Genomic DNA, 25206 nt, shown 5'->3' on the forward strand with positions numbered 1-25206 from the left:
GGACTGCAATATCTAGCGTGTGATATGAAAACCGCGCACGTGTAAATCCACCGGCCCGGTGGCGGGAATAGCCACGTGACCGCCATCCGGGAGGGTTACATTGATGAGGCCGGCCCCCACAGCGGTTCTCGGATCGAAATTGGCGTGGCCGCCTCCATTGACAAATCCAGGCGGTCCGGAATTGACGTGAGAACCCGCTCTGCCGAGATCGGGGACATTTACACGATTCGCGAGGCCACGAGAAGGATCGAAATTGGCATGACCGCCACCGTTTACGAACCCGGGAGGGCCTGAATTTACATGGACGCCTGCTCTGCCGAGATCGGGGATATTTACACGATTCGCGAGGCCACGGGAAGGATCGAAATTGGCATGACCGCCACCGTTGACGAACCCCGGAGGACCAGAATTCACATGGACGCCCGCCCTGCCCAGATCACCCAGATTACCCCGGTTTCCGATAGCTGCTCTGGGGTCAAAATTAGCATGGCCGCCACCGTTGACAAACCCCGGAGGCCCGGAGTTTACATGGCTGCCGGCCGCACCGATATTGCCGAGGTTACCCAGCCGGGATGCAATTGCTCTGCTAGTCTCGGCTGCAATAATGGCATTCAAATCGCCAACCGTTAAATCGCCGAGTTTGGCGCTGGCGGGCAATGAGCGAGGTTGAGGTGCAGGTGGCGCTTCTGCGGCTTGCGGGGAACCGGGAGTGGCTGGTGGAGAATCGTCTGGGTTATGCTCATCAGGCATTATTAAACTCCTTTTTATGTGAAGTATAGCAATAACTCGCGGGCCAACCTGAAACGCATATCAGGTGGAATTAGAATGGAACGCAGGCACTTGTACCTGAAAAACAAAAATTTATTAACCTCGGTAGCGGCATGATTCTTCCTGTTGGCAAACTAATATGACAAATCGTTATTGTCAAGAGAAATAACGGTCGAATTCTAGCACCTCTACTTTACAAATTCATGGCACAACAGAATCTGTGAAATGATGCTTAAGATACTTCCATTTCCGATTTCTTCTCACGTTTTGTATTGCACCGCTTTCGCGCTAGGAAACGTTCATGGTAGGAAACTTTATACCAATTGGCCGCACTGGTTGCAGCAGTATGCGCCGGTTTTCACGTCAGTGATGAGCTTGTTTGGTTGAGCCTGATGGCTGTGCTCTTGTTTGAGCAGGATTTGCTTCATTCCTGCGCGGATGCTATTGCGCCTACCCAGGCTTTATCGCCAATCTTCCGGGTTAATATAAGTACCTGAAACATTCATGCAGCAAATAACTTGAGCAAGCTATAGTCTTCGTCTACAAATTAAAGCATACCCATTAAATTTCAATTCGCGGGGCTGATGAACTTCCACCAGTCCGGGACTGAGCAAAAGCGGCAAGGCCGGCCGGTAAGTAGAAGCACCTGAAGGGGTGTAATCTTAATCTTTGGCTTATCAAGATAATGTCCCAAATCCTCGATCACGCGCAGGGCCATTCAATTATCGCAGCAGCATCGGACGAGGCTGAGCGGCGGTGGCTGGTGCGCGTGGTTCACGCTGCGGTGAAGGGCCGCGTCAGGTTTGAGGTTAACGGCTTATATCGCTGTGAGCCAGTCAGGCTGAGGATCGAATCCGAGCTCGCTCACCGCGCGGGAATAAAACAGGTGTCCGCCAATATTCTGACCGGGAGGCTATTGATCATTTTCGATCCGATTCATGGCATTGAAGAGATCAGGGTCTTGGTGGAGCAATCGCTGGAGGGGTCGATACCTACCGCATCCAAGCAGCGCTTGGATGCCAATATTCATCCCTTGCATTCCTTGCCGTCGACCGCTACTGCTGGCGTCAGGCCGGCTCTCTTGCAGGGACAGAGCAACTGGCATGTTTTACCTGCGGATGTAGTGCTGTCAGACCTGGAAACTTCCAGAGAGCACGGTCTTGGCCGAGCTTCCGTACAGTTGCGGCTGCATCGTTATGGCATCAACCGCCTACCTAAAGCACTGCCCCGTTCCGGGTTGAGCATTTTTTTGGGCCAATTCAAGAGCCTGCCGGTTATTTTACTGGGCGTATCCGCCATGCTTTCCGCAGCAACTGGGGGTTTTGCCGACGCTGTGGTAATCCTCGGGGTTGTCATGATCAATGCCGGTACCGGCTATGCCGCCGAGTCCCAGTCGGAGCGAACAATTAATGCTCTCGGAGAAAGCGTCCAGCAGAACGCCGCGGTAATTCGCGATGCGCAACTTGCAGAAGTGGAGGCCGAAGTTATGGTCCCCGGGGACATTCTGGTGCTGACGCCAGGAACTCAGGTAGCGGCGGACGCGCGACTGCTGGAGTCGCGCAACTTGACCGTGGACGAGTCCGCACTCACTGGCGAAAGCCTGCCCGTCATTAAGAGGGTGGAATCTTTGGACGAACCGGACGTCCCGCTGGCGGATCGGTTCAACATGGTCTATATGGGTACGGTAGTTACCGGAGGCAGTGGATTAGCCGTGGTGGTCGCCACGGGCGGGCATACCGAGATCGGCACCATCCAGACGCTCGTGAGCGAAACCAGGCCACCGGAAACTCCCATGCAACGGCAGCTTAGAACCTTGGGGAACCAGATGGTGCTGCTTTCCGTCGGGATATGCGGAGTCGTGTATTTGATCGGGCTGGCGCGCGGCTACGGCTGGCTGCAGATGCTGAAGACTTCAATTTCACTTGCCGTCGCGGCAATTCCGGAAGGCCTGCCCACCGTGGCTACAACCACATTGGCGCTGGGCATACGAAACATGCGCCGTCACCGCGTATTGGTGCGGCACCTGGACGCGGTGGAAACCCTAGGAGCGATGCAGGTGATCTGTCTGGACAAGACAGGAACACTCACCTTTAACCGCATGTCCGTCCTGGCGATATATAGCGGGGAGCGTCGTATCACGCTAGCTAACGATATGTTTTACGGTGATGGCGTGAGAATGGACCCCGCTCAGAGCGATGAATTATTGAGGCTCATACACGTGGCTGTCCTGTGCAACGAGACAGAATTGAATGGAGATGCAGGCAATTACGCGCTAAAGGGTTCGGCGACCGAAAACGCACTGGTGCATCTGGCGCTGACTGCTGGCGTGGAGGTGGGCATGCTGCGCCGACGCTACTCCAAGGTGCAGGTGGAATACCGCGCCGAAAAGCACAACTTCATGCGTACAACCCACACAACAGGAGGGGCTGGAAAGCTGGTTGCGGTCAAGGGCAGCCCAGCCGAAGTACTGGAGATGTGCGGCTGGTGGATCAAGGATGGGGTGCGCCTGCCGCTTACAGAAACCGAACGCACCGCGATACTTATCGAAAATGATCGCATGGCAGGGGAGGCCTTGCGCGTGCTGGGATTTGCCTATGTAGAGCTGGCGCACGCCGATCTGCTTCCCGCGGAAGAGCTCATCTGGCTGGGAATGACTGGCATGGCTGACCCGGTGCGACAAGGAATGAGGGAGCTTATCGCCTTATTCCACCAGGCCGGCATCGATACGGTGATGATCACCGGTGACCAAAGCGCCACCGCCTATGCTATAGGTAAAGAACTAGGCATATCCGGCAGCGAGGAACTGAACATTCTCGATTCTATCCGGCTTGAGCAACTGGATCCGGAAGTGCTAACAGGGCTTGCCCAGAAGGTCAACATTTTCTCTCGCGTCAGCCCGGCCAACAAGCTGCAAATCATGCAAGCGCTGCAGCGAGCCGGCAAAATTGCGGGCATGACCGGAGACGGAATCAACGACGGGCCGGCGCTCAAAGCCGCCGATATCGGCGTAGCCATGGGCGGCATAGGCACCGATGTGGCCCGCAACGTGGCCGACGTGGTACTGGAGGACGACAATCTGCATACCATGATCGTAGCTGTCTCGGAAGGGCGCACGATTTACGACAATATCCGCAAATCGATACATTTTCTGACCGCGACAAATCTTTCGGAGATTATGGTGATGCTGGGTTCCATTGGAACCGGACTTGGCACCCCGCTCACCACCCTGCAGTTGTTGTGGATCAACCTGGTGACGGACATTTTTCCAGCTCTGGCGCTCGCCGTCGAGCCGCCCGAGCCGGACGTTTTACATCGCCCGCCAAGAGATCCGAAGGAACCCCTCGTAAAACCGTCTGACTTCAAGCGCTACGGATTGGAATCGCTCACCATGACCGCCGGCTCCATGGCCAGTTATGGCTACGCGGTGGCGCGCTATGGGATCGGGCCGCAGGCCCGCACCGCGGCCTTCATGACTCTTACCATGGCGCAACTGTTGCACGCTTACAGCTGCCGTTCCGATCGCAGCGGCATTTTCAGTGGTGAAACGCTGGGTCCAAATCCATATCTCAACCTGGCGCTGGGCGGAACGGCCGCACTGCAATTAGCTTCGGTAGCTGTGCCGGGACTCAGGAGCCTGCTCGGAAATACACTCCCAAGCCCCATCGATTGGGTGATGATAGGCGCGGGATCGGCGCTGCCTTTTATTATGAACGAGGCGAGCAAAGGGCCAGTCATGAAACGCAAGCGGCGCCAAGGGCTCTTATATTCACCGACCTCACCAGCGGGAGCCTGATAATGAAACAGGATTTCATGTTTACATCCGAATCCGTTACCGATGGGCACCCGGATAAACTTTGCGACCAGGTGAGCGACGCAATAATCGACCGCTATTTTCAACAGGATCCATTTTCGAGGGTCGTGGCTGAGTGCGCGGTATCGAAAGGGATACTGTTTATCGCGGCGCGCTTCGCCTCGCTGGCCTCGATTGATATCTCCAGTATTGCGCGCCAAGTCATCGGCCAGATCGGCTATGAGCATGGGGATTTCAATGCAAGGGATTGCACCGTCATGACCAGCCTGATGGAACTTCCGGCGCTATCCCATCCGCAGTTGGACGAGCGGGAAATGAGTGAGGGAGAGCTGGAAGGCGTAACGGCCAGAAACCAAGCCAATGTTTTCGGCTTTGCCTGCAACCAGAGCGCAGCCATGATGCCGCTGCCCATCTGGCTCGCTCATAAACTGGCACGCCGTCTGACAGCAGCGCGGCTGCAAAAGCAACTGCTCTATCTCGCCCCGGACGGAAAAACCCAGGTGGGCGTGGCATATCGCGACGGTAGGCCGCATCGCATCCACTCCATTACCCTGGTGGCGAGCCAGCGAAAGGAGGCTCTGCAAAACCTTGTTTCCCTGCGCGACGATCTTTGTCAGCATGTGATCGAGCCGGCGTTCCTCGGCGAAGAGTTGCGGCCCGACGTGCGTACTCATATTTTCATCAACCCGGACGGACCGATTGTGGACGGGGGGCCAGCGCTGCACTCGGGACTGACCGGCCGCAAGAATGCAGTTGACACTTATGGCGAGTATTCCCGGCACTCGGAGTCCGCGCTATCCGGCAAAGATCCATCCCGAATCGACCGTGTGGGCGCCTATGCAGCGCGCTACGCCGCCAAGAATGTTGTCGCTGCAGATCTCGCACAGGCGTGCGAGGTACATCTTGCATATTCGATCGGGATAGCGCGGCCAGTGAGCATCCAGGTGGACAGCTTCGGCACCGGGACCATACCTGACACGGAAATTGCAGCCCGGATTCAGGCTCATTTCGATTTCCGCCCGGCGGCGATCATCCGTACGTTCAACCTGCGCTATCAACCGCAACTGTATCGGGGAGGTTTTTACCGCAGACTTGCGGTATACGGTCAGGTGGGAAGAATGGATGTGGGACTTCCGTGGGAGAGCACGGATAAAGCAGAGTTGTTGCGCTAGCCGAGATATTTCATCACCTTTCCGAACGATCAGGGCCTGCCGTTACACATAACGATCGGGACAACTTGTTGCGAGAGTTCGCTTTGATCAGGTGTCGGCGAACGTAATCCTCAACGCCACCAGCCCGACGGATTGGGTTGAGAAATCCTTGATTATCCCGTCTATTTGCGACCGTGGCTATTTTGCAATTGTGGTTATTTCGGCCTATAAAGAGGTTCCGGGCTTCATTGTTCGAGCATAATCATGACGGTTCTGACTTTAGGACAATTCTTCGGCTAAGCGAAAGAGTGAAAATTTCATGGGCACCTCGAATCACGCTCAGTTACAGCCCGAGGATTTTGCCATTATCAAGGGGCTCGCTAAAGAAATAAGTTGGCCCGTCGAAGAAGTGGAAGACATCTACGCTGAAATTCTAGGACGCCTCAGTTCAAGCGCAAGAATCCACGACTTCCTGACCGTGCTTACCTATAAGAAAGTCCGCGAGGTGCTGCGCCATGCGCGGAAGTCCACAGTGTCCCGAGATTCGGTCAGGCATCGGAAATCCTCTCCCTTTATACTCAAGGCCGACCCCGGTCGTCAGTTTGTGGAGTCTGCCGAAGATTCCCGAACTGCTGCCTCGCCGGGCACGAAGGCATAGCCGGAATCCAGCCGGAACATAAGTTGTCGAACGTCGACCAAGCTGGTGGGTCACCCGCATCGTTTATTGTCGCTATTGGGCGTGAGAATGGCGGGCTTACGTGCAAAGGCATCGTCAATCCGCTCGAACCACAGTTGAACTGCTTCGTTCGCCTGGACTTAGATTATCGCCGCAATCAAAGCGATCGCCGAGCGCTCCACAGCAGTTTCGATCAGTTTTGCCACTAAAGTATCTGCCAACTTCTGCGCCGGATGGGTTCGGTGCACAGCTTGGTGCGCTGCGAGGCAATGCGCGTTCTGAATGCAGCCCTGGTCGCGCAAGGTTTCAAGAATCGTAGTGGAACTTACGAGGCATGCGTCGTACTTAATCACAACACTGCCGGTAATGGTGCTGACCTCGGTTTCCAGGACGCCGCGCACTGTTTCCATGCAAGATTTCACTTGCCGGGCCCCGGACAAATTATTCTTCAGGGCCTGTGTCTTGACGCGCAGCCGGCCAGGCACGTGGTGAACGTAACACGCCATGATATTGCTCCGTTTGGGTATTCTCCTTCTCCTTACGGTCGTATTTAAACATGGCTTTGTTACACGATAATGAATGCAGCCTCCGCTTATTGAACGATCAGGCGGACAGTAAAATAATAAACGACGAGAGTCAGAACATTCTGGAAGATGGTGGCAAGCGGGCCGCTACCGAAGGCAGGGTCTTTGCCCAATCGGAAGAATGTCCAAGGAAACAGAAAGCCAATGCTGGTCGCGACGGATCCTGCCGTAAGCAGCGCCAATGAAACGGCCAGCGCCAGGTGAGGGTCGCCGAATATAAGCCAGATGACGGGAAACGTAAGCGCGCCGAGGGTGAGACCAATGATGAATCCGGTACGCAATTCGCCAACTATCATGGTGCGCACGGTCGCGTGGCTCAGGGACAGCCCGCGCACGGTAATCGCCTCGGTCTGGGTGCCGATTGCATCAGCCAGGTAAACCAGGCCCGGAACGAAGAACGCGATCGCGACCTGCGACTGCAGCGCGTGTTCGAACCGGGTCATCACATAAGTTGCCAGCATGCTGCCCATCAGCCCCACCAACAGCCAAGGCAACCTGTCCCCGACACGCCGTATTGGCGGCGATTCCATGGCATTGCGCGCCTGCAGCGTGTAATGGCGGATCCCCACCAGCCGGTGCAGATCCTCCATGTGCTCGTGGCGCAGCACTTCCAGCAGGGCTTGCGGCGGCACTACGCCGAGCAGGCGCTGCTGTTCATCCACGACAGGGACTGCGGAAATGCCGTTGACAAGGGCGAGCGATGCGACTATTTCCTGATCCACCTTCGGATGCACGACCGGGCGCGGCTCTCGAGCAATATCTGACAAACGGTGGTGTGGCGCAGCCACCAGCAGCCGCGTCATAGGCACCATACCCACCAGCGTATTTATCCTGTCGGTAACATAGATCGTGTCAGCATAGTCGAAAATACTACCGGGCAATCTCGCCAAAACCGACGAAACAGTCTCTTCCGGACTGCCGGTCGGCACGCGCCTAACCAAGTGGCTGACAGCCGTCTCGCGTGCATGGTTGCGTTGTCCCGAGGCCGGGTTTTGCATGAGCGAGTGGCCGTCTGAAAGAATGTCATAACGACGGGCGCGTCCAGCCCCATCGTTTATTTAGCCACGCCAGAACCGGCCCGCTCTCCAGGCTTCCCTCGCGGGGGCGCCAGGTAATACCCTGATAATGGCAGGCTCCGGGCACTTGGCGTGCCCGGACCGAGGCAGCATTACATCACAGGAGCGGGACCCGGCGCGATGGGGCGATCCGCAGGGGGAATGGCGCGTTCCTCCGCAGGGACCGATCTGGGCAATGCGGCATTTGCAACGTCTTTGACGCCTGTGACAACGCTGAGAAGGATGTCGCGCACGCTGGTGACCGCCGTGGTACCTATGCCGCCAATTGCCTCCGCTGCGCCGCCAGCTACTGCCCTGGCAGTTTCTACGACATTACCACCCGTTTCGGTGGTTGCCTCGACAACGCCATCTATGGTCCGCTTGGCCACCATCAGGGTGTCGCCTCCTACGGCAGCAGTACCATTTACCGCGGCTCTCGCAGTCTCAGTAGCCACCGAGATGACGTCGCCACCCACGTCGGACACACCCAGCACTACCCCCTTGGCGACACTTTTGGTAGTAACCACGAGTCCGGTCCCGACATCTTCGGTCGCGGACAATGCCCCCCTGACCACGTCCCGGGCAACAGTGACCGCTTCCGTACCGACAGCGCCGGTAGCTCTTAGCGTGTTGGACACGGTATTGCGCACCAGGCTGACGATTTCCGATTCGATTTCGTCCATGCCTCTCAGACTGCCGGCAATACCCGTTTTTACGGTAGTGCCTGCAGCGCCTATGTCCTGTGCGGCAGCTCTTGCCTTGGACTCGGCCGCTTCGCGGGTACACCTGTCTTCGCGGGCTTCCGCCTCGGTACGCGTCTCTTCGCGGCGATAGGCGTCATCGGAGCGAAATTCTTTGCCTGGCGGCGTTTCTACGCCAGGATGCCTCTCTTTATCGGAATAATACCCTGCGCCTGGGCGGGTTTCTTCCTTAGGCGGCGCTTCAACACTGGCGCGTGTGACGTCAGCAGGAGGCATTTCCACATTGGTGGGTATTTCTTTCTCGGAAGTTTCTACATTGGTACGCTTCTCCTCGCTGGTTCGTTTTTCCTCACTGCTTCGGGTTTCCGCGTTGGGTTGCTTATCTGATTTCGGCGTTGTCATCTTGATTTCTCCTGGTTACGGTTTAATTGCTGTCATCACTTCGGACACATCCTGTGGATGCGTTTGCCGCGTGTGCGGCTGTCTCTATTTCGACTTCAGCTTACTGATGATTCCCCGTATTTTTTTAAACTTGATCTTCCGTTAAACATGGCTGTGGTGTGGCGAACGCTACTTGCGATCAAGGCGGCCTCCTTCCGCACTGCTTGAATCATTTAACAAAGGTAAGGTATTCAGCGCATACCAAAATGCAGCCACCGCCGGCACGGCAATATTACCCTCAATCATCTGCGTAACACCCGTGCCGATCAGACCCAGGAATATGAGGCGCCGCATGTTCAGGCCGGTTGCGGAGGCATGTCTGCTCATGTCGGTGGTTCCTGGATTGGCCGGAACCGCGCGGGCCGCCCGGGCCACGCCGGCGGGTGTAGCCAAGTTTGTAGCCGAAGTGCCTTCCGTCAGATCAAATAATCCCTGCTCCGCCGCGGAATGCAAAAAATCGGCTTCATTTTCTGAGTAGCGTATCAGCACCCCCGCGGTAGCAGGGTTTGTCTCCACCGCTATAACGCCCGGACAGCCACCCAGCCTCTCCTTCAGCAGGGTGAAATAAGCCTCCTCCCCACGCTTTTCCGGAACCTTGATCCGTTTCCTGCCTGGAAGAGCGTGCACCACCCGTGCAAGCGGGGCCATCAGGGAGCCGGAGTCGCAGGCGGAGCTTTATCCCCACCGCCGGCTTCACGGGGTGGCGGACCACCTGCCCCAGCCGGAGTTGTGGCACCACTCGACTGCTCAGCCTGGGCCGCAGCCTCCGCAGTCGGGACTTTATTCGCATTGCTGGCTTGGCCGGGCGGAGCGCTTGGGGCCGGAGCAGTTTGACCGCCGGCAACAGCCGCACCAACCGGGGAAGAAACCGCCGCAGCCGGCGCAGCCTCAGACTCCAGCTCCGATTTGGCTTCCGCCACCAGATCCTCGACCGCCTCGCCCCATTCGGCAAACGTCTCCGCTCCCTTTTCGTACAGCACAATGCCCGTTTTTATAACCGCCTTGGTCACAGGCTTGACGATGTTTGCAAGAGCAGGAAGCAGCACCGGCGCCAGTACCGACGCGCCCAACCCGGCTACCAATCCGGTCACAATATTGCTTTTGAAAAAGTTTTCGGCCATGGTTTACCTTCCTTATTTGCCCTTCATGTTTACCTCACGGAGATTTCTTTATAGACAAATAGTTTTCGGATGCAAGTTTTGTCATAAAAATTATTATTCAAAATCGCGTTCAAAAACGGATACTGAATCTGTTAACGGCAGCGCTTCCTGCACAGCATCAGCTCAGCTAGCGACGCATCAGGCTCTGCCGCAACAGCCGACCTTGCTGCCATCAGACCGCAGCGAACATTTGCCGCAGGCAGCGCGAATGCACCATTCGGATGTCGCGAAGTCGCACGAAGTGCTTTAAAGTGTACTTTATGGGGAACGGAAACATCGGACAACCCGGTCTGGCAGAGTGCGCTTTCCGCAAAAATACTTTTGAAAGGGCGGATCTGCCTCTTCCACTTAACGAATTTGGTTTCGGAAACAAAGACCGCGAACCACGACATGTGACTCATGGAGCCATCTCTCCCCAATAAAAGAATGCAGCGGCTGGCGACCGGGATGCTTATTACGATGCTTGTCATTCTCGTTCTCGCCAACGTATATCTCTCAGCTCATCCGTTGGTTGGTTACCTCCGCGCTTTTGCAGAGGCGGCGGTAGTCGGCGCCCTGGCCGACTGGTTTGCAGTAACTGCGTTATTCCGCCAGCCGCTGGGCCTGCCGATTCCTCATACCGCAATCATTCCGCGCAACAAGGAACGCATTGGCCAATCGCTGGGACGCTTCGTCGAACAGAACTTCGCGTCCCCCGAAGTCGTCTCTGCCAAACTGAAAGGGGTGGATCTATCCGGCAAACTGGCCCAATGGCTATCGGAGCCGGAGCGCGCCGAGGTGTTTGCCGACCGTGTGACCTCCCTGATTCCGCAACTGCTGGATTCCGTCGACGGCCATCAAATGCAGCACTTCGTTTCCGACAGCGTATCGAAACGGGCGCAAGGAATTAATCTCGGCCCGTTGCTGGCAGAGGTGATAGCGATGCTCACCGCAGAGAAGCGGCACCAGGTACTGCTGGACAAGTGGCTGCGGGCAGCCGATGAGTATGTCAGCGACAACGAACCGCGCATCCGCCAACGCGTACGCGAGAATACGGCGTGGCTGTGGCAGCGGCTCGCCATGGATGACAAGGTCGCTGACAGTGTCGTGGCGGTGCTGCGCGAAATCGTCGCGGAGATTGCACGCGATCCGGTGCACCCGCTGCGCCTGAGACTGGATGAAGTTATCGGGAAGCTGGCCACGGACATTGCCACGTCCCCCGAGTATCGGGAGCAGATTGCGGTACACACACGCAAGCTGCTGGACCATCCGGCGCTACGCGATTACGCAGCCGACGTGTGGCACGATGTTCTTCGCAGTATGCGGGAGGACATAAGCAGCCCGGACTCGCACATCAAGGCGTGGTTGACGGAGGCGACGCAAGCGGCCACCCATGCGCTGCTGAGAAACGAACAGTTACGCTGGCGCCTCAATGATTGGATCCACAACGTGGCAGTTGAAGTCGTGCAGGCCCACCAACGCGATGTGGGTTTATTGATCGCCGATACGGTCCGGGACTGGGATACTGCAACCATCACGCGCCGGATCGAACAGCAAGTGGGAGAAGATCTTCAATATATTCGCATCAACGGCACGTTGATCGGCGGGTTGGTAGGGCTTGCGATTTATGTGTTATCGCGGGCCTTTGGCTGAATTTTCCCATCGTGAATTATTGCCAAGCTTCTGCCCGGCATCCAGAAGGGCAAAAATTAATTTCTGTCCAGCTTGCGATACTGCACTGCTTCTGCAATATGGATACTGGTGAGCGCGTCGCTTGCCGCCAGATCTGCAATGCTGCGCGCGACTTTCAGGATGCGATGGTACGCCCGCGCGGAAAAATCAAGTCGGGCAATGGCTTGTTTGAGCAGATTTTTCGCCGAATTGTCCGGCACGCAGTGTTCATCGATCTCCTTGACCGTCAGCCTGGCGTTGGCCTTGCCCTGTCGTTCCAGTTGCCGCTGGTACGCGGTTTCAACGCGCTGCCTGATTGCACTGCTCGACTCACCATTGGCTCGTCCTGTCAAATCTTGCTCGGATACCGCGGGAACTTCGATTAGCATATCGATGCGGTCAATCAGGGGGCCGGAGATTTTGCCGCGATAGCGCGCTACCTGGTCGGGCGTGCAGCGGCATCTGCCACTGTAATGCCCGAGGTAGCCGCAAGGGCAGGGATTCATTGCAGCGACCAACTGGAACCGTGCGGGAAAGTCTGCCTGGCGCGCCGCACGCGATATGGTGATCCGACCCGATTCCAGCGGTTCACGCAAGACTTCCAGCACCTTGCGATCGAACTCCGGCAGCTCGTCGAGAAACAGTACCCCGTTCATTGCAAGCGAAATCTCGCCGGGGCGTGGAGTGCTGCCGCCCCCTGCCAGGGCCACTGCGGAGGCTGTGTGATGGGGTGAACGATAAGGGCGGCATTTCCAATTGGCAACATCGAAGCCGCCGCTGCCTAAAGATTGCACGGCGGCCGATTCAAGTGCTTCATCTTCTGTCATCGATGGCAGAATACCCGGCAGACGCGCCGCCAGCATGGACTTTCCGGTACCGGGCGGACCCACCATTAAAATGCTATGGCCGCCTGCGGCCGCGATCTCCAGCGCACGCTTTGCGTGCCCTTGGCCCTTTACCTCATCCATGCCAGGATAACGGGATATACTCGAGTTTGTATCTGAATTGATGGCTATTCCCGAGTCCGTTCCCGTGTTTAATAAACTGCTGACGCCGTAACGACGCAATAGCTCGCGTCCGGCAAGATGTGCGCAGATTTGCAGCAGCGAAGTGGCGGGATAAATAGTCGCCTGCCTGACCAGTGCGGCTTCTGCGGCATTTTGATGAGGCAGTACGAAACAGCGTCCGCAACGCGATGCGCCATAAGTCATCGCCAGTGCTCCCCGTACGGCGCGCAATTCCCCCGTCAAAGCGAGCTCGCCAGCCCATTCGTACTGGTCAAGCTTATCCGAAGGAATCTGGCCGGTCGCTGCCAGAATGCCCAAGGCGATGGGCAGATCGAAGCGCCCGCTTTCCTTGGGCAGGTCGGCGGGAGCAAGGTTGACGGTGATGCGCCGGGAGGGAAATTCGAATTGGGCATTTTGCAGCGCGGCCCGCACCCGGTCTTTGCTTTCTTTTACCTCGGCTTCAGGCAGTCCGACAATGGTAAAGCTGGGCAGCCCGTTGGCAATGTGAACTTCCACCGTGACCAGTGGAGATTCCATGCCCGAGATAGCGCGGCTATAAAGAATCGCTAGGGGCATGCAAAAAATTCTCAACGAGAAGCGGCAGGATCAACGCGAAATAGCCCCCGCAAACGGCACACGAATATTTGTATCTAACTCTTTACCTGTTATTACCTGTTATGGCGTGCCTGACTTTTTGTTGACCCCGCCTGCTCCAATGGATTATTCCGTTTCCGAAAGATCATCCAGTGTTTCCGGTGGAACATCAATCTGGTCTGATGTTGCGGCAGACTCCAGCCTGGCTACTTTCGCTTCCAGCTCGGTCAATTTCTCGCGTGTGCGCTTAAGTACCTCCTGCTGAACCTCGAATTCGTCGCGCGTCACCAGATCCATTCTGGTGAATATGCCCGCCAGCATAACCTTCAGGTTCTTCTCAACATCCTTTACGGGGCTCTGAGCCAGCAGTTCGTTAACCTTCGTTACGACTTCATCCAACACTTTTTGATTGAGCATGATTTCCTCCATGAATTCCGTTCCGGCATCCGGCCGGAAGAACACCCGGCATTCTGCCGGAAGAGCGTACGTACGCATGATAAAATCTCACACTTCGAGCAATTAGGCAATCGGCGATTTATGCAACGTTTGCAGCTTCTGGAAAACTGGATCAAGGCACAGCTACCCCAATTGGCCGAGTTTCATTCGCAATTTTCTCCTCAGGATGTCACGCTGACGCCCGCTTCCGCCGATGCAAGCTTCCGCCGTTATTTTCGGCTAACTACAGGCGATCGAAGTTTGATAGCAATGGATGCGCCACCTCAGCAGGAAGATTGCAGGCCCTTTGTGCACGTGGCCAAATTATTTGGCGAGGCAGGCACGCACGTACCAGCCGTGCTGGCACAGAACCTGGCGGACGGTTTTTTATTGCTTTCCGATCTCGGAAGCACGACCTATCTCCAGGCGCTGAATGAGCCATTGAACGAAAACCCCGGTAACGCCGACAATAAGGCAGACCTTCTCTATCGCGACGCGGTGGCCGCTCTGCTTAAAATCCAGCTTGCGAGCGAGCCGGGTGTTCTGCCGGAATACGACGGAGCCCTGCTTCTTAAAGAGTTGAACCTGTTTCCCGACTGGTACCTTGGCAAGCACTTGCAGGTCGTGCCCGATGCAAAACAGAAAATGGAGCTTGAGAGCGTATTCAAAAAAATTGTGCAAAACAACCTGGTGCAGCCCAGAGTATTTGTGCATCGGGACTATCACTCGCGTAACCTGATGGTTACCGATCCCAATCCGGGCATTATCGATTTTCAGGATGCGGTTTACGGTCCCATTACCTATGATCTGGTCTCCCTATTCAAGGATGCCTACATTCGCTGGGACGAGGAACGTATCCTGGACTGGCTGATCCGATACTGGGAGCAGGGACGAAAACTCGGGTTGCCGGTTGGGCGCGATTTTGCCGATTTCTACCGCGATTTCGAATGGATGGGGGTGCAGCGCCATATCAAGATTCTGGGGATATTCGCGCGCCTTAATTACCGCGACGGCAAAAATGCATACTTGGCGGACTTGCCATTAGTGGAGGGTTACCTGAGAAAAGCTTGCGAACGCTACCGCGAACTCAGCCCGCTGCTTATGCTGCTGGACGAGTGGGAAGGTAACAGGCCGCCGGAAACAAAAGTTGGCTACACCTTCTGAAACGCTGCCATTCAAGGCCATGATCCTGGCCGCTGGCCGCGGCGAGCGCATGCGTCCTCTGACCGATACCATGCCTAAACCTTTGTTGCGCGCAGGCGGCAAGGCATTGATCGAGTATCACCTGCAGAACCTCAGGCGTGCCGGTTTTTATGATGTAGTCATTAACCACGCTCATCTGGGGCATATAATTGAAGCTGCGCTGGGCGACGGCAAACGTTACGGTCTTAAAATTCGTTATTCGCATGAGCCGGTTGCCCTGGAAACGGCCGGGGGTATTGCCCAGGCACTGCCTCTTCTGGGAGTCGGCCCAAATCGCCAGGGAGGACAGCCGTTTTTCACGGTGAATGCCGACATTTACTGCGAAATCGAATTTTCCAGCCTGGTACCCGTTCTATGGGACATGCAAGCGCATCCAGATGGAGAGCTCGCGTATCTGGTACTGGTGGATAATCCGCTGCATCACCCCATGGGAGATTTTGTTCTTGATAGTGGGAAAGTATCGCTTTCGGGAAAAAATAATCTGACTTTCAGTGGGATCGGTGTTTACCTGCCGAGCCTTTTCGATGATGTCGTGCCGGGCTCGACGGCCAAGCTCGCACCCCTGTTGCGCCAGGCGATGACAGCGGAAAGAATCGCTGGCGAACATTATCGGGGGTTGTGGGTGGATGTCGGCACGCCGGAGCGCCTGCGTCAGCTCGATCTTCGGCTCGATACGATTGCGGCTCAGGCAGCGTCCATGAAGTGATGAGGCAACGCAACCCTTCAAATCCACGTTGTTCAAAGGTTCTTTGCGTTCTCTCGCAAATACTGTAAAAATCTCCATCATGATCCCGATAAAATCCTTCGGCGAACGGCGCCGCCATTTAGCGTCCCGCATGCGCAAGGGTGTGGCCATTGTTCCCACCGCACCGGAGCGCGTGCGGAACCGGGACTCATATTATCCCTACCGTTTCGACAGCTATTTTTATTACCTCACCGGCTTTGCCGAGCCCGAGGCGGTATTGGTAATCGTGGCGGATGCCAATGAGCAAGCGTCGAAGCACATCCTGTTTTGCCGCGATAAGGACCTGGAGCAGGAAATCTGGAATGGATTTCGTTACGGCCCCGACGCTGCACGAGAGGCATTCGGCTTCGACGAGGCATACTCCATTTTCAAGCTGGATGAAATGCTCCCCAGGTTGCTGGCGGACCAGCCTGCCGTATTCTGTGCGCTCGGGCACGACACGGAGTGGGACACGCGTGTTACAGGCTGGATTAACCGTGTGAGGCAACGGGCACGCAGCGGTGTTACTGCTCCTGGCCAAATTCATGATATCCGGCTTCCGCTGGATGAGATGCGGCTGTTTAAAAGCGCGGAAGAGCTTCAAATCATGCGTCGCGCGGCAGAAATTTCCGCCGGCGCCCATCGCCGTGCGATGCGCAAAACCAAGCCCGGCATGTTCGAGTATGAGGTGGAGGCCGAGTTGCTTCACGAGTTTCGGGCCGGCGCTGCGCAAGCGCCTGCCTACACCTCCATCGTAGCGGGCGGCGCGAACGCGTGCGTGCTGCATTACGTCGAAAACAATGCCAGGTTGAAGGGCGGCGATTTGATACTAATCGATGCGGGGTGCGAGTTGGACGGCTATGCTTCCGATATCACCCGCACATTTCCCGTGGATGGCAAATTCAGCCCGGCTCAAAAGGATTTATATCAATTGGTGCTCACTGCGCAGGCAGAGGCAATTGCCGCCGTAAGGCCGGGAAGTGCCTGGAATGAGCCGCATGAAGCGGCGGTGCGGGTGCTCGCACAGGGATTCATCGATTTCGGCTTGTGCCAGGGCAGTGTCGATCAGGTCCTTCAGTCAGAAGACTACAAGCGTTTTTATATGCACCGGACGGGCCATTGGCTGGGGCTGGATGTGCATGATGCCGGCGAATACAAGCTTGAGGGTGAATGGCGGCCGCTGCAGCCGGGAATGACCCTGACGGTGGAACCGGGATGTTATGTCCGCCCGGCTGATAACGTGCCCCAACATTTCTGGAATATTGGCATACGCATCGAGGACGATGTGGCGGTGACGGAGAATGGGTCTGAAGTGCTGACGTCAGCCGTTCCCAAGACCGCGGCTGAAATAGAAGAATTGATGCGAAACCGAAAAAACTGACGTGGACGACCACAACAAAATTGTCATAAGACGAATCGCGCGGCATGAGAAAACGGGTTCCGCGGAAGAGACCGTGCACGTTTTTCATCCCAGCCCGGCGAGCCGCTGGCTCGTCTACCTGCTCCTGGTTCCGGCATTTATCATCATGGCGGTCCTTGGCATTTTCTTTTTTACCGCATTTCTCGCTTTATTTGCGGTTGCGGCCGCTGCCTTGGGGTTTCGGTTGTGGTGGTTGCGCCGTAAAATGCGCAAGTCTCCGGGTAATTCCCCGGATGTGCGGGAGGGAGACTACGTTGTCATCGAAGACGCGGAAATTGTCGAAGAAAGAACCGCAAAGGGGACCACAAAGGCGGATGACGCGAACAGTACGAAGGGCGGATAAAGAATACTTATGCGATACCTAAGCGGCGAAAGCAGACATGGAAAACATGAGCCGGCTGCAAGTACCGAAAAAGAGTACCGATAAAGCGAACTGAAGCAAGCGAATACCGAAGCGATGAACACCCAACATTACGACTACGACCTTATCATCATCGGCGGCGGCCCGGTAGGCATGGCGTTGGCGCTGGCATTGCGCGGCAGCGGCACAACCGTGCTGCTACTGGAGGCGCGAGGGCTACCCACCAAGACGGAAGATCCGCGTCCATTAGCGTTGTCTCATGGCAGCCGGCTCATCCTGCAGCGCCTGGGTGTATGGGATGCATTACCTCAAGCCACGCCCATCACAACCATCCATATATCTGATCGCGGAGGATTTGGCCGAACCGTTTTGAACGCTGCTGAAGCAGATGTGCCCGCTTTGGGTTATGTCCTGAATCACCATGACCTGTTCAGGTCCATGTATGAGGCACTGACGGCCGATAGGAAGACCGGCATTGCAGATATCGACTACGTCGCCGGGGCACAGGTAACAAAATTGCAGACCAGCGCCGGGCGGGGGCAGATTGAATTCAATCACGAGGGCGTTACGAAAAAAAAGACCGCCAGGCTGCTCGCTGTCGCGGATGGCGGACGCCTGACCGGACAAATTGAAGGCGTGACACAGCATATGCATGACTACCAGCAGTGGGCGGTCGTTGCACATGTCAAAACCGAGCGCCGCCGTCCTGACTTCTTCAACACGACGGCATCAGTGACACACGCACTAACGAAGCGGAAGGGCCGACCGCATCGCTCGCGTGCGCTACGTGCTGCCGCTCAGCCCGGTACGGATATAGCCGCCGTGGCCAACGTCGCCGGTGTGGCCTATGAACGGTTTACACCTGACGGACCCGTGGCGTTATTGCCTTTTGGAGAGCATTTTGCCCTGGTGTGGACCGTTTCGCCCTCCGCTGCGCAGGAAATTCTCGCGCTGGATGACGCGGCCTTCCTGGCCCGGTTGCATGATCACTTCGGCGACCGCCTTGGCAAATTTGTTGAAACGAGTCAACGCTCCGGTTTTCCTCTTGCGCTCAAATACGTTGATCCTGTTACGGCTTGCCGGGTCGCATTGGTGGGCAATGCGGCGCAAACCCTGCATCCGGTTGCCGGGCAGGGCTTCAACCTGGGGTTGCGTGATGCATGGGAGTTGGCCGAGGAAATCGTTGCATCACCTGTCGACCTGGGTACCCCGGCAATGCTGGTAAGATATCGGGATAAACGCCGCATGGATAGTGGTGTGGGACGCATGTTTACCGACTCTTTGGTAAGATTGTTTTCCAATGACAACCTTGTGCTGGGGGCGATGCGCAGCATGGGGCTGAGCGCACTCGATTGCCTGCCGCCAGCCAAGCGTTTTGTGGCCCGGCGCATGATATTCGGGGCCAGAGGTTGATCTTGGGTTGCTCCCCTGAATGAGCCTGGTGCCGGGAGCGTCTGTTCAGAAGTTTCCAAACGGGGGCCGTAGAACGAGCACCTGCTTCGGAAGTTACAACTTTCCTGTTAAGATTCTGCCTTTTTGCCCTTGCCCTTTGCCCGCCTCGCGCGGTTTCCTGACTCCATCATGCCCGCCGCCATGCAAATCGGTCCGCATATTCTTAAAAATAACCTTATCGTAGCGCCGATGGCCGGGGTGACCGACCGCCCCTTCCGGCAGTTATGCAAGAGCATGGGCGCGGGGATGGCGGTGTCGGAAATGGTGTCGAGCAACTCGCTTTTGTGGGGCTCGGAGAAGACGCGGCGCCGCGCCAACCACGAAGGCGAAGTGGACCCTATTTCCGTACAAATCGCCGGGGCCGATCCGGTCATGATGGCCGAAGCCGCTCGCTATAATGTAGCTCACGGGGCGCAAATCATCGATATCAACATGGGCTGCCCGGCTAAAAAAATCTGCAACGTGATGGCGGGCTCGGCGTTGCTGACGGATGAAGCGCTCGTAGGCAAGATACTTGACGCCGTGGTAGGGGCGGTCAGCGTTCCTGTTACGCTGAAGATCCGCACGGGCTGGGATACCCAGCATAAAAACGCGGTCTCCGTAGCACGGATTGCCGAGCGTGCCGGGGTGCAGGCACTTGCCATTCACGGACGTACCCGCGCTTGCGCCTACATGGGCCATGCTGAATATGACACAATCGCCGCGGTAAAGGCTGCGGTGAACATTCCCGTCATCGCCAACGGCGATATCGCCACGCCGGAAAAAGCACGACAGGTACTCGAACATACCGGGGCGGATGCAGTCATGATCGGCCGCGCCGCTCAGGGACGGCCATGGATATTTCGCGAGATCAGCCACTATCTAGCGACCGGCAATCATCTCCCGCTGCCGGAAGTCACCGAGATCCACCGGGTGCTTACCAACCATCTGCATGAGCTTTATAATTTCTATGGTGAATATTCCGGCTTACGCGTAGCGCGCAAGCATATCTCCTGGTACACGAAGGGATTGATGGGCTCGGCCACGTTCCGGCATGCAATGAACCAATTGCAAACCGCTGATCAGCAAATGTCGGCGGTTAACGAATTTTTCAATGAACTTGCCGGCTACGGGCGGCGATTGACTTACGACGAGCCTGAGGAATTGGTCGCATGAGCATCATCAATGAAAATGAAATCGCCCGTTGCGTACGTAAAGCCGTGGAAGAGTATTTCAATGATCTGGATGGCGAAAAGCCCCACGCGATTTATGAAATGGTGATATGCAGCGTAGAGAAGCCGCTCATCGAGATGGTCGTTGAGCAGGCTGGCGGCAACCAGACGCGCGCGGCCGAATTGCTCGGCATCAACCGCAACACGCTCCGCAATAAAATGAAGCAGTATCAGATCAAATAGCCGACTAGCCCAAGCCCGGCATAACACCCCTACCGCGACTTCAATCTGAGACAGCCAGTGATACCCAAGAATACCCAATGAACATCAAACAGGCTCTCATCAGCGTTTCCGACAAGACCGGAATCATCGAATTCGCGCGCGAGCTGAACCGTCTGGGGGTAGCCATTTTATCTACTGGAGGCACTGCCAAGCTGCTAAGGGATGCGGGGCTGGCTGTTACTGAAGTGGGCGATTACACCGGTTTTCCTGAAATGCTCGACGGACGGGTGAAAACCCTGCATCCCAAAATTCATGCCGGTATTCTCGCGCGAAGGGACTCGCCCGAGCACATGGCGGCCATGAGCAGCACCGCAATTCCGACGATCGAGCTCGTCGTGGTGAATCTTTATCCTTTTAGCCGGACCATCGCTCGGCCGGATTGCAGCCTGGAAGAGGCGATTGAAAACATTGATATCGGCGGCCCGGCCATGGTGCGGGCTGCGGCAAAGAATTATAAGAGCGTGGCGGTCGTCACTGATCCGGACGATTACGCCTTTTTACTGGAAGAAATGAAAGCAGGCGGCAGCGCGGTCTCGCAGGAATTCCGCTTCCGGCTCGCCTGCAAGGCTTTCTCGCACACTGCTGCCTATGATGGCGCCATCAGTAATTACTTGACTTCGATGGACGGCGAAACGGGGGAGCGTCAAACCTTTCCCGACCGCCTCAATCTCAACTTCGCTATGGTCCAGCAGTTACGCTACGGCGAGAACCCGCATCAACGCGCCGCCTTTTACCGTGATCCGGCACCTGTTCCAGGCATTCTTGCCAGTTATACCCAAGTGCAGGGCAAGGAGCTGTCTTACAACAATATTGCCGATGCGGATGCGGCGTGGGAATGCGTCAAGACGTTCGACGCCCCTGCATGCGTCATAATCAAGCATGCCAATCCCTGCGGGGTAGCCGTGGCCGATACGCCGCTTGCGGCCTACAAGCGCGCCTTAGCCACCGACCCGACATCCGCCTTCGGCGGCATCATCGCTTTCAATCGTACGGTGGATGAATCTGCCGCGGAAGCGGTGATCCAGCAATTTGTCGAGGTAATCCTTGCGCCGCAATTCACCGCGGAGGCGCAACAGATACTCGCCCGCAAAGCCAACGTGCGCGTTTTGACTGTACCGTTGGAGGCCGGCAGCAATACCTACGACTTAAAGCGCGTGGGCGGCGGGCTGCTGGTGCAAACGCCGGATGATCTCAATATTACCGCCTCCCAATTGAGGGTAGTGACTAAGGTAAAGCCAACGGTACAGCAATTGAATGATTTGCTGTTTGCCTGGCGGGTGGCGAAGTTCGTCAAATCCAACGCTATCGTGTTTTGTGCCAACGGCCAGACGCTGGGAGTTGGGGCAGGCCAGATGAGCCGCGTGGATAGCGCACGCATCGCTTCAATCAAGGCACAGAATGCCGGGCTCGACCTCGCCGGTTCGGCGGTTGCCTCCGATGCGTTTTTCCCGTTTCGCGACGGGCTGGACGTGGTCGTTCAGGCGGGCGCCCGGGCAGTCATCCAGCCGGGCGGCAGCGTGCGTGACGAGGAAGTTATTGCCGCAGCCGATGAGCAGGGTGTCGCGATGGTTTTTACCGGCGTGCGGCATTTCAGGCATTAATTATCGACAGATGATGCTGCCAGCCTTTGTAAACCTCAATAAGCCCGAATAAGCCCGAATAAGCCCGAGTAGGCCCGGTTTCTTTTTATATCTCTGCGTTAACATACCCTTGATGAAATTGCTCGTAGTTGGTGGAGGCGGCAGAGAACATGCCCTGGTCTGGAAACTGCTCCAGTCGTCAACCATCACTCGCCCCATACAGATCTTTGTCGCACCCGGAAACGCCGGCACAGCATTGGAAGATGGCGTGGAAAACATTGCGCTCACGGCTATTCCTGAGCTGCTGGAATTTGCCAAAAACGAGGCCGTTGCATTCACAATCGTCGGGCCGGAAGCGCCTCTGGTCGCCGGCATTGTGGATGCGTTTCGCGCTGAAGGCCTGAAAATTTTTGGCCCGACGCGGCAAGCCGCTCAACTGGAAGCCTCCAAGGATTTTTCCAAGGCATTCATGCAGCGCCATGGCATCCCTACCGCTGCGTACGCAACCTTCGATTCCTCTGCCGAAGCCCATCAGTATCTGGACGAGAAAGGCGCGCCCATTGTCATCAAGGCCGACGGTCTTGCCGCTGGAAAAGGCGTCGTAGTTGCTGTGACACTGGAAGAAGCGCATGCAGCGGTCGACGCAATGCTGGTGTCCCACCAGCTCGGCAATGCAGGAGCCCGGGTGGTCATCGAGGAGTTTCTGGAAGGTGAAGAAGTCAGTTTTATTGTCATGGCCGACGGCCGCCACGTCTTGCCGCTTGCTACCAGCCAGGATCACAAGCGTCTGAAAGCGGGCGATAACGGGCCGAACACAGGCGGAATGGGCGCATATTCTCCCGCGCCAATGATCACCCCCGCCCTGCACGCCAGGATCATGCGAGAAGTCATCGACCCGGCGATCAACGGCATGGAGCAGGAAGGCGAAAACTATACCGGTTTTCTCTATGCCGGACTGATGATTGCGCCAGACGGCGGCATCAAGGTGCTGGAGTTCAATTGCCGCATGGGTGATCCGGAAACCGAGGTCATCATGATGCGCCTGAAAAGCTGTCTGGTTTCGCTGCTGGAGCACGCGCTGAACGGAACCCTCGATAAGGTGGAGGCCGAGTGGGACCGCCGCCCTGCCTTGGGTGTGGTCATGGCCGCGCATGGTTATCCCGACTCGCCAAAGAAGGGTGACGTGATCCGTGGCTTGGCTGAGCTCCCCTCTATGCCGGCAAAGGAAAAAGACTATTACGTATTCCACGCAGGCACGACCTTGGACGAAGAGAATGGCAAGGAAATCGTCACGGCGGGGGGGCGTGTGCTGTGCGTGACCGTGTTGGGCGATAGTGTGAAAATGGCTCAGCGCCGCGCCTATGAAATTGCCGAGCAGATCCACTTCGACGGCTGCCAGATGCGGCGCGATATAGGGTATCGGGCTATCAATAATCGGAAATAACGGCTTAGTACTTTGTTGTACGAGCGTATCGGGAGTGCAATGAGTTCAACACAACTCGTTAAAGAATTTTTCACCGGACTTCAGCAACGCATCGTCGATTGCCTGGAAGACATAGACGGCAAATTTTTTCGCCGGGATCTGTGGGAGCGACCCGAGGGCGGCGGGGGTTTAAGCTGCGTGCTGGAAGAGGGCAATGTGCTCGAACGCGGCGGAGTCAATTATTCGCATGTGTTTGGCGGTGGGCTGCCCGCCTCCGCCACGGCCGCCCGGCCGGAACTATCCGGGCGCTCGTTCGAGGCCATGGGTGTGTCGCTGGTGCTGCACCCCCGCAATCCTTATGCACCCACCGTGCATCTCAATGTGCGCTATCTCGAAGCGCGCAAGGAAGGCGCCGAGCCGGTGTGGTGGTTTGGCGGCGGCATGGACCTGACCCCTTACTATGGTTTTGAAGAAGACGCCATACACTTCCACCAGACCTGCAAAGATGCGCTGCAACCATTTGGCAAGGACTATCATCGTCGCTTCAAGAAATGGTGCGACGAATATTTTTACCTGAAGCATCGCGGGGAGCCGCGCGGCATCGGCGGCATTTTCTTCGATGATTTAGGCAAACCGGATTTCGACACCTGTTTCAGCCTGACCAAGAGTGTCGGAGACCATTTCCTGTCCGCTTATGTCCCCATTCTCGAGGGGCGCCTGAACACGCCCTACGGCGAGCGCGAACGGGATTTCCAGGCATACCGCCGCGGCCGCTACGTGGAGTTCAACCTGGTGTGGGACCGTGGCACCTTATTCGGATTGCAATCGGGAGGGCGCACCGAATCCATCCTCATGTCGCTGCCTCCCATAGTGAAATGGCGCTACGACTGGCACCCGCTGGCGGGCAGTCCGGAGGGTAAACTCTACACCCACTTCTTGATTGGCAGGGATTGGGTGTAAGAAGGCTTGAGCCTTTTTGCTGGCTAAATTTTCATCGGCTGAGGCAGACCCGCTTGCATTCGTCTTCTGCTTCGGGAATAGCGTAAATGATGGGGCTTTTTGTTATAAAATAAGCCTAAATGGGGACGTAGCTCAGCTGGGAGAGCGTCGCGTTCGCAATGCGAAGGTCGGGAGTTCGATCCTCCTCGTCTCCACCACTGATTGTAAACGATATTTTGTTACTACATCAACAATATCGGTCCGTAAAAATAAGTACGCGTAGTAATTATGTAGGAAATCAAGTAGGCTACTCTAGAGGTGGCTAGTTCCTAACTCTTAATCCTAGATAGAGCGTTTGGGACGCTCACGACCCACCATTTAAACGAGGACTTGCCGAATGCTAGTCTTTGGTGTTTTAAGTTTAGTAGCCTCATAGTAGGATTCTCCCCCTACTTACTATTACAACGATTTTTTGCGCTGAAAGCGGCGCTGAGGGCGCAGGAACCACCAGCAAACGTACTGCGTGCCAAAATCAATTTTCCCCCCGTCAGACTTACTCCTTGTTAGCTATCCGGCGTCTCATCCACGCGCCCGCACCCAAGATCAAAGAGCCGTCAGAAAATACGAACCGCTGAATA

At 56.3% G+C, this 25206-nt stretch carries 22 protein-coding genes and 1 tRNA gene; 15 read left to right on the top strand and 8 right to left on the bottom strand.

The genetic code is table 11. The features are described from left to right. Nucleotides 1-12: 12 nt before the first annotated feature. On the bottom strand, nucleotides 13-750 hold the full coding sequence (locus BMX00_RS10570) for a hypothetical protein (protein WP_143053093.1): 738 nt from the start codon (nucleotides 748-750) through the stop codon (nucleotides 13-15). Nucleotides 751-1453: 703 nt separating this feature from the next. Between BMX00_RS10570 and BMX00_RS10575 the strand changes: the two genes are divergently transcribed. The 3 genes from BMX00_RS10575 to BMX00_RS10585 all read left to right on the top strand — a co-directional run bounded on the left by BMX00_RS10575 (nucleotide 1454) and on the right by BMX00_RS10585 (nucleotide 6388). Then, a complete protein-coding gene (locus tag BMX00_RS10575; protein WP_090828990.1) occupies nucleotides 1454-4561 on the top strand; it encodes a cation-translocating P-type ATPase in 3108 nt (1035 codons plus the stop codon). Between the two features lie 2 nt (nucleotides 4562-4563). Continuing rightward, nucleotides 4564-5751: a methionine adenosyltransferase gene (metK, locus tag BMX00_RS10580; RefSeq protein WP_090828991.1), complete on the top strand. Its 1188-nt coding sequence runs from the start codon at nucleotides 4564-4566 to the stop codon at nucleotides 5749-5751. A gap of 298 nt (nucleotides 5752-6049) precedes the next feature. After that, entirely contained in the window at nucleotides 6050-6388 is a 339-nt protein-coding gene (locus BMX00_RS10585; RefSeq protein ID WP_090828992.1) for a DUF3562 domain-containing protein, read from the top strand. A 158-nt stretch (nucleotides 6389-6546) separates the two neighbouring features. Here the strand turns inward: BMX00_RS10585 and BMX00_RS10590 are convergent, their stop codons facing one another. From BMX00_RS10590 to BMX00_RS10610, 5 genes are all read right to left on the bottom strand, one after another. Then, nucleotides 6547-6912 carry an HMA2 domain-containing protein gene (locus BMX00_RS10590; RefSeq protein ID WP_090828993.1) on the bottom strand — a complete coding sequence of 122 codons (366 nt, stop codon included), beginning with the start codon at nucleotides 6910-6912 and terminating at the stop codon, nucleotides 6547-6549. 86 nt (nucleotides 6913-6998) lie between these two features. Then, the gene (locus BMX00_RS10595; RefSeq protein ID WP_218141538.1) at nucleotides 6999-7988 is read right to left on the bottom strand and encodes a magnesium transporter; all 990 of its coding nucleotides are present in this window, start codon (nucleotides 7986-7988) and stop codon (nucleotides 6999-7001) included. Nucleotides 7989-8158: 170 nt separating this feature from the next. Further along, the gene (locus tag BMX00_RS10600) at nucleotides 8159-9148 is read right to left on the bottom strand and encodes a hypothetical protein (RefSeq protein ID WP_090828994.1); all 990 of its coding nucleotides are present in this window, start codon (nucleotides 9146-9148) and stop codon (nucleotides 8159-8161) included. A gap of 168 nt (nucleotides 9149-9316) precedes the next feature. Then, nucleotides 9317-9835, bottom strand: coding sequence for an HMA2 domain-containing protein (locus tag BMX00_RS10605; protein ID WP_090828995.1), 519 nt, complete (start codon nucleotides 9833-9835; stop codon nucleotides 9317-9319). Then, on the bottom strand, nucleotides 9835-10308 hold the full coding sequence (locus BMX00_RS10610) for a DUF5132 domain-containing protein (RefSeq protein WP_090828996.1): 474 nt from the start codon (nucleotides 10306-10308) through the stop codon (nucleotides 9835-9837). Before BMX00_RS10610 ends, BMX00_RS10605 begins: the two co-directional genes overlap by 1 nt. A 438-nt stretch (nucleotides 10309-10746) precedes the next feature. Between BMX00_RS10610 and BMX00_RS10620 the strand changes: the two genes are divergently transcribed. Next, nucleotides 10747-11979 (top strand): DUF445 domain-containing protein, encoded by a 1233-nt coding sequence (locus tag BMX00_RS10620; RefSeq protein ID WP_090828998.1) that lies wholly within the window; start codon nucleotides 10747-10749, stop codon nucleotides 11977-11979. 56 nt (nucleotides 11980-12035) lie between these two features. Here the strand turns inward: BMX00_RS10620 and BMX00_RS10625 are convergent, their stop codons facing one another. Continuing rightward, nucleotides 12036-13580, bottom strand: a complete 1545-nt coding sequence (locus tag BMX00_RS10625) for a YifB family Mg chelatase-like AAA ATPase (RefSeq protein WP_090828999.1) — start codon at nucleotides 13578-13580, stop codon at nucleotides 12036-12038. Between the two features lie 144 nt (nucleotides 13581-13724). Then, nucleotides 13725-14093 carry an accessory factor UbiK family protein gene (locus BMX00_RS10630; RefSeq protein WP_245728015.1) on the bottom strand — a complete coding sequence of 123 codons (369 nt, stop codon included), beginning with the start codon at nucleotides 14091-14093 and terminating at the stop codon, nucleotides 13725-13727. Between the two features lie 42 nt (nucleotides 14094-14135). Between BMX00_RS10630 and BMX00_RS10635 the strand changes: the two genes are divergently transcribed. From BMX00_RS10635 to BMX00_RS10685, 11 genes are all read left to right on the top strand, one after another. Further along, the gene (locus BMX00_RS10635; RefSeq protein WP_090829000.1) at nucleotides 14136-15197 is read left to right on the top strand and encodes an aminoglycoside phosphotransferase family protein; all 1062 of its coding nucleotides are present in this window, start codon (nucleotides 14136-14138) and stop codon (nucleotides 15195-15197) included. A gap of 19 nt (nucleotides 15198-15216) precedes the next feature. Then, nucleotides 15217-15942, top strand: coding sequence for an N-acetylmuramate alpha-1-phosphate uridylyltransferase MurU (gene murU, locus BMX00_RS10640; protein WP_090829026.1), 726 nt, complete (start codon nucleotides 15217-15219; stop codon nucleotides 15940-15942). A gap of 79 nt (nucleotides 15943-16021) precedes the next feature. Continuing rightward, the gene (pepP, locus tag BMX00_RS10645) at nucleotides 16022-17341 is read left to right on the top strand and encodes a Xaa-Pro aminopeptidase (RefSeq protein ID WP_090829027.1); all 1320 of its coding nucleotides are present in this window, start codon (nucleotides 16022-16024) and stop codon (nucleotides 17339-17341) included. A gap of 1 nt (nucleotide 17342) precedes the next feature. Continuing rightward, entirely contained in the window at nucleotides 17343-17723 is a 381-nt protein-coding gene (locus BMX00_RS10650) for a hypothetical protein (protein ID WP_177171840.1), read from the top strand. A gap of 114 nt (nucleotides 17724-17837) precedes the next feature. Further along, nucleotides 17838-19154 carry an FAD-dependent monooxygenase gene (locus tag BMX00_RS10655; protein ID WP_090829001.1) on the top strand — a complete coding sequence of 439 codons (1317 nt, stop codon included), beginning with the start codon at nucleotides 17838-17840 and terminating at the stop codon, nucleotides 19152-19154. A gap of 180 nt (nucleotides 19155-19334) precedes the next feature. Next, nucleotides 19335-20348, top strand: a complete 1014-nt coding sequence (gene dusB / locus BMX00_RS10660; RefSeq protein ID WP_090829029.1) for a tRNA dihydrouridine synthase DusB — start codon at nucleotides 19335-19337, stop codon at nucleotides 20346-20348. After that, nucleotides 20345-20587, top strand: coding sequence for a helix-turn-helix domain-containing protein (locus tag BMX00_RS10665; RefSeq protein ID WP_090829002.1), 243 nt, complete (start codon nucleotides 20345-20347; stop codon nucleotides 20585-20587). The genes dusB and BMX00_RS10665 overlap by 4 nt, the downstream gene beginning before the upstream one ends. A 77-nt stretch (nucleotides 20588-20664) precedes the next feature. Then, nucleotides 20665-22227, top strand: coding sequence for a bifunctional phosphoribosylaminoimidazolecarboxamide formyltransferase/IMP cyclohydrolase (purH, locus tag BMX00_RS10670; protein ID WP_090829003.1), 1563 nt, complete (start codon nucleotides 20665-20667; stop codon nucleotides 22225-22227). Between the two features lie 112 nt (nucleotides 22228-22339). Beyond that, a complete protein-coding gene (gene purD, locus BMX00_RS10675) occupies nucleotides 22340-23650 on the top strand; it encodes a phosphoribosylamine--glycine ligase (protein ID WP_090829004.1) in 1311 nt (436 codons plus the stop codon). Nucleotides 23651-23689: 39 nt separating this feature from the next. Beyond that, nucleotides 23690-24589 (top strand): oxygen-dependent coproporphyrinogen oxidase, encoded by a 900-nt coding sequence (gene hemF, locus BMX00_RS10680; protein ID WP_090829005.1) that lies wholly within the window; start codon nucleotides 23690-23692, stop codon nucleotides 24587-24589. A 121-nt stretch (nucleotides 24590-24710) separates the two neighbouring features. Continuing rightward, nucleotides 24711-24786, top strand: a tRNA-Ala gene (locus BMX00_RS10685). Nucleotides 24787-25206: the final 420 nt, after the last annotated feature.

Source organism: Nitrosovibrio tenuis (assembly GCF_900109785.1).
In the GTDB taxonomy this organism is placed as follows: domain Bacteria; phylum Pseudomonadota; class Gammaproteobacteria; order Burkholderiales; family Nitrosomonadaceae; genus Nitrosospira; species Nitrosospira tenuis_A.